Source organism: Pseudoalteromonas sp. G4 (genome assembly GCF_028875915.1).
GTDB lineage: Bacteria > Pseudomonadota > Gammaproteobacteria > Enterobacterales > Alteromonadaceae > Pseudoalteromonas.
On record NZ_JAPEHW010000126.1, the window covers coordinates 1 to 5273 of the forward strand.

At 40.9% G+C, this 5273-nt stretch carries 5 protein-coding genes; 2 read left to right on the top strand and 3 right to left on the bottom strand.

Annotation, left to right across the window (positions count from 1 at the left end):
* Window positions 1-216 precede the first annotated feature (216 nt).
* Window positions 217-762: an oligoribonuclease gene (orn, locus tag ON073_RS19905; protein WP_274763617.1), complete on the bottom strand. Its 546-nt coding sequence runs from the start codon at window positions 760-762 to the stop codon at window positions 217-219.
* A gap of 111 nt (window positions 763-873) precedes the next feature.
* Between orn and rsgA the strand changes: the two genes are divergently transcribed.
* Window positions 874-1929, top strand: a complete 1056-nt coding sequence (rsgA, locus tag ON073_RS19910) for a small ribosomal subunit biogenesis GTPase RsgA (RefSeq protein ID WP_274763618.1) — start codon at window positions 874-876, stop codon at window positions 1927-1929.
* Between the two features lie 54 nt (window positions 1930-1983).
* Window positions 1984-2892, top strand: coding sequence for an archaetidylserine decarboxylase (gene asd / locus ON073_RS19915; protein WP_274763619.1), 909 nt, complete (start codon window positions 1984-1986; stop codon window positions 2890-2892).
* 41 nt (window positions 2893-2933) lie between these two features.
* On the opposite strand, the gene ON073_RS19920 is transcribed toward asd, so the two are convergent.
* On the bottom strand, window positions 2934-3611 hold the full coding sequence (locus ON073_RS19920; protein ID WP_274763620.1) for a PKD domain-containing protein: 678 nt from the start codon (window positions 3609-3611) through the stop codon (window positions 2934-2936).
* Window positions 3612-3654: 43 nt separating this feature from the next.
* Window positions 3655-5193: a M14 family zinc carboxypeptidase gene (locus ON073_RS19925; protein ID WP_274763621.1), complete on the bottom strand. Its 1539-nt coding sequence runs from the start codon at window positions 5191-5193 to the stop codon at window positions 3655-3657.
* Window positions 5194-5273 lie beyond the last annotated feature (80 nt).

Genomic DNA, 5273 nt, shown 5'->3' on the forward strand with positions numbered 1-5273 from the left:
CCTCGACCTTGGCAAGGTCGCGCTCTACCAGCTGAGCTATACTCGCATTCCAATCAACCGTTTTTTAACTTAGCGTTATCACAACCTTAGTCGCGTTAATCACCTCGAGCAGCTGAACTGTACTCGCATACCAAATGCTTAAAGTCTTTTATCGTCTAAGCGGGGCGTGATTTTACATAAAGAATTTAGCTTTGCAAGCAGCAAAGCTAATATTTTTTAAATTTTGAAGATATTTTGACGATATACACGTAATTCAGCGATTGATTCACGAATATCATCAAGCGCTAAGTGTGTGCCTTGCTTTTTAACAAGGTTAAGCATATCTGGTGACCAACGTCTAACCAGCTCTTTAATTGAGCTAACGTCAATATTGCGATAGTGGAAGTAATCTTCCAGTTCACGCATATATACATTCAAAAAGCGTCTATCTTGACCAATTGAGTTACCACACATAGGTGATGCACCTTTGGGTACCCACTTTTCTAAAAAAGAAATGGTTTCACGAATTGCCATTTCTTCGCTGTACTTACTTTCACGAACACGCTCAGTTAACCCGGAGCTGCCATGTTGATTAGTACACCATTCATCCATACCGGCCAGCACTTCGTCTGATTGATGAACTGCAATTACGGGCCCTTCAGCCAGAATATTTAGCTCAGAGTCGGTCACAACTGTCGCAATTTCTAGAATGCGATCTTGGCTCGGCTCTAATCCAGTCATTTCCAAATCAAGCCAAATTAAATTAGATTCATGAAAAGCCATAACTACCTAGCGGCGCTTTCCTTTCGATTTAATGAATTTGGATATATCATATTATGCTTCTTCAATAGATAAAACGCTTTTTTTAAGTGTTATTTAAGTTATAGGCTAAAAGTGGCAAAACGGAAAAAACTCAGTAAAGGTCAATCTCGTAGAATTAGTGCCAATCATCAAAAACGGTTAAAGCAAGCAAAAGGCAATCCGCAGGCTGATGAACAAACATGGCAATCCGATAATCTTGGCCCGCAACAAGCCGCGCGCGTTATAAGCCGTTTTGGTCAGCATGCCGATGTAGAAACCGCTGATGGCGATATTCTTCGCTGTAATATTCGTCGAACCATAAAAAGCCTTGTGTGCGGCGATAATGTTGTTTTTCGCCGCGCAAAAGTAAGTGAAGGCGATTTAGCAGGCGTAATTGAACTTGTTGAAGAGCGCACCAGCCAACTTACGCGCCCTGATTTTTACGACGGTGTTAAAGTGGTTGCCGCCAATATTGACCAAATACTTATGGTTTCTGCCGTTTTACCCGAATTTACACCCAACATTATCGACCGCTATTTAGTCGCCTGCGAAGATATGGGTATCGAACCTATTTTAGTTCTTAATAAAGTTGATTTGCTTGATGATGAAGGCATCGAATACCTTGATGAAGTGCTCGATATTTATCGCGAAATTGGCTACAAGGTTTACTTCATCAGTAATAAAACCGGTCAAGGCGTAGCTGAACTGAAAGCACTATTAAAAGATAAAAGCAGCATTTTTGTCGGCCAATCCGGTGTTGGTAAATCAACCTTAGTAAATAGTCTGCTACCAGACGCCAATATTCTAACCCAAGAAGTATCTGAAGTTTCTGGTTTAGGTCAGCACACCACGACCGTTTCTACACTTCACCATTTACCATCGGGTGGTGATCTTATTGACTCCCCGGGAATTCGTGAATTTGGTTTGTGGCATTTAGAAAATGACCGCGTAACTTGGTGCTTTAAAGAATTCCGAGAGTTTATTGGAGGCTGTAAATTTAGAGACTGTAAACACCTTGACGATCCAGGCTGTATTATTCGCGATGCGGTAGATGAAGGTAAAATCAGCGAATTACGTTTCGATAGTTACCACCGCATTTTAGAATCAATGGAAGATGGCCGTGCGGGTGCGCGCAACCCAAGAGTATAGAGTCATTCAACAACTTGATGTAAAATACGAAAAATTTTTTAGGGATACATCCACGTGAGTTTAGATAAATTCAAAATTGGCGCGCAGTACGCCATGCCAAAACACCTTATATCTCGCTTAGTTGGCAAGTTAGCAGCAGCACAAGCTGGCAAGCTTACAACCAGCTTAATCAAAGGTTTTATTAAGCAATATGGCATTGATATGAGCGAAGCCAAATATGAAGATCCTGCTCACTACAAAACCTTCAACGAGTTTTTCACTCGTCCATTAAAAGAAGGTTTACGCCCAATTGCTGAAGATAAACACATTATCGCTCACCCTGTAGATGGTAAAATTTCTCAGTTAGGTGATATTGTTGATGACCGCTTAATTCAAGCTAAAGGTCATGACTTTAGCTTACAAGAATTATTGGGTGGCGATGAAAATGTAGCTGCACCGTTTCAAGGCGGTAAATTTGCAACTATTTACCTAGCGCCAAAAGACTATCACCGTATTCATATGCCAATTGGCGGTAAGCTTCGCAAAATGGTGTATGTACCGGGTGATTTATTCTCAGTTAACCCACTTACTGCTGAAAATGTACCAAACTTGTTCGCACGAAATGAACGTGTAGTTGCAATTTTTGATACTGAAATTGGCCCTCTTGCTATGGTATTAGTGGGTGCAACAATCGTTGCTAGCATCGAAACAATTTGGGCTGGCACCGTAACACCACCAGCAGGTAAAGACGTATTTACATGGGATTACCCAGATAACGGTCATAACCAGTTAATTTTAAATAAAGGTGACGAAATGGGCCGCTTTAAATTAGGTTCTACCGTTATTCTTGCATGGGGTTCAGAAGTAGCTGATTTTCTTGATAGTGAAGTTGCAGGCACAGTAACGCGCATGGGTACGCCTTTCGCTAAAATCAAAAATAAAGAAGAGCAAAGCGAACAAGCTGAAGCGCCTTCTGAAGACTAATCAGTTTTTAAAATGAAAAAAGGGAGCAACCGCTCCCTTTTTTAATGTTTTACTCGTGCTCTTCTTATAAATGCACCTAAAGTGATAACAAGCAAACCAAACAATGAGTTACTTCCAGAAGAGTCCTTTTTAACATCATCGATTACTTCCGGCAATGGAACTGGATCTGGTTCTGCTTCAACCTTTAAATCTAACTCATAACGCGCTTCTTGCTCATGTTCATCAGTGACAACTAGCTCAACTTTATAGCTGCCCGCCTGTGAAAATGTATGTGTAAATAATTCGCCATTTGCTGATGAATCTTCAACTTTCCAAGCGTATGTTAAAGTATCACTATCAACATCCGTGCTACCCGATGCATCAAACTCACACGCTAAATAGTTACACAGATGTGAAACAACCGCTTCTGGCGCAAATAATTCAGTCACATCAAAGTCCATTGCTAAGCTATTTGAAACACCAATAGAATTAGTCACAACAAGGCTTGCAGAATAACTACCAAGTGCAGGCAACACATATGTCGCGCTCTCCCCTTCAAGCATATCACCTGTGGAAAGTTGCCATTTGTAGTCAAAACCACTCTCAGCATTTTCCACATTAAATTGGCATTTAGCACCGCTACAATTAATATTGCCAGCGACGCTTGGTGGGTTAGTGTCTATGCTGTGGGCGGTTATAGTCCCCCAATAACCTTCACTGTCTTGTGCTTGTATATACACGGTCGCTTTTTTATTAATTAACTCATTATCACTGACCGTAATCTCAAACTGCTCGGTAGTGCTCTTTTTTATTAATTAACTCATTATCACTGACCGTAATCTCAAACTGCTCGGTAGTGCTATTTGCATTGCCATCACTAAACGTCGCAATTTGCGCATTGCTTTCAGAGACTAAATTGTTAATTGCATATCTTACTTTAGTTATTGTGTGCATCGGCCAAGAGCTACTGTCTTTAAAACGTGTATCTGTAGCATTAGCTTTCAACACAATTTGACCATCGCCATTCAGCGCTAGATTGATATCTGTAACATCAGGTCCCTGAGAAAGTTGATAAGGGGCTTTTGTAACCTTAGCGGCATAAAGCAACGCCTTTAAGTTACTTGGCTTAATTAACGCATTGTAGTGACTACACGATTGAAAAAAAGCAGTGCCCAACTCAAATGTGATATGCGCAATACCAAGTTCACCATAAGCCAAATTATCTGAGGTGCCATCTGTCGGATATAACCCCACCGATTGCATAGGAGTATAGTTATTGAAATAAGCTAACTTGCGCCCTAATGATTCTAAACCTTTAGCATTTGGCGCTGCATCATAGCTGCCACCCCAAGGCCATAAAATAAGCTGACTGTAGCTGTGAATATCTAAATACAAGCCTTGAGTATTTTCAGGCGCTGCATCGCTAATATTTGGCCCGCGTTGATCATGGAAAATACTACGAACATAATTCTCAACTGCGGCCACTTCAGGCTCTGAACCTGGACTATCACCACGATATGTTGCAGCACAGGCATCCCCGCTTGAGCCGCCATCGACTGTCCCCCAACCAAAACTAAAGTTACGGTTTAAATCAACGCCAACACTTGACTCTACGCAGTGATTTTCATTGACATTTTTACGCTGAGAAACACCTGTTTCCGCGATTTTACGGCCATCAGGGTTTGTTTGAAAGAGAATATGAATTTGCTGTGTTTCTAAAATCCAGTTGATATCAGCATTGGTTTCACGCTCTGCTAATAACTGTTTGGCAAAATCTAATGTCAGCGCAGCTGTTGCTAATTCGCGCGCATGCATAGCGCTTTGAATAAATAAAATTGGCGGATTAACTAAATCTTTTTTACCGATTTTTAAAACTTTTAAATCGTAGCCTTCGCCTTTATTTTGCTTTTGCCATGAATCACCAATATCCACAAGTTCGGTGTATTCAGGGTGAGCGACAACTAAGTCGTCTACTTGCTGAAAAGTTTCTTCTACCGTTGCGTAGCAGCTAAAACCGGGTATTCCTGTGCTGTTGCTAGTCAGCTTATCAAAAATATTTTGTTGCTTAGTTAAAAATTGCTTTGCCAGATTATCTGCTGGTTGCAATGTGGCACCAAAACGCTTTAGTAAAGATTGCTCTTCTTTGCTAAGCGTAAACAAGACGCCATTTGGACGATTGCCAATTAAGTTATGGTGCAAACTTATTTTTGCTTTATTTTCAATGTCCGTATTTGGAAAAGTAACTAAAAAGTGTTGTGATTGCTGCGCGTGCGCATTTGCCGCGTAAAGCATTGCAGCAGAAATTAATAATGGTCTTAGCATGTTCCCTCCCATAAGTATGAATACCAATTCACTTAAGTAGCCGATCATCCTAGCGGACTAAATATCATGCTAACTGCGTT

Coding starts and splice junctions, on each gene's coding strand:
- ON073_RS19925 (WP_274763621.1), bottom strand. CDS start 5,193: ATGCTAAGACCATTATTAATTTCTGCTGCAATGCTTTACGCGGCAAAT.
- orn (WP_274763617.1), bottom strand. CDS start 762: ATGGCTTTTCATGAATCTAATTTAATTTGGCTTGATTTGGAAATGACT.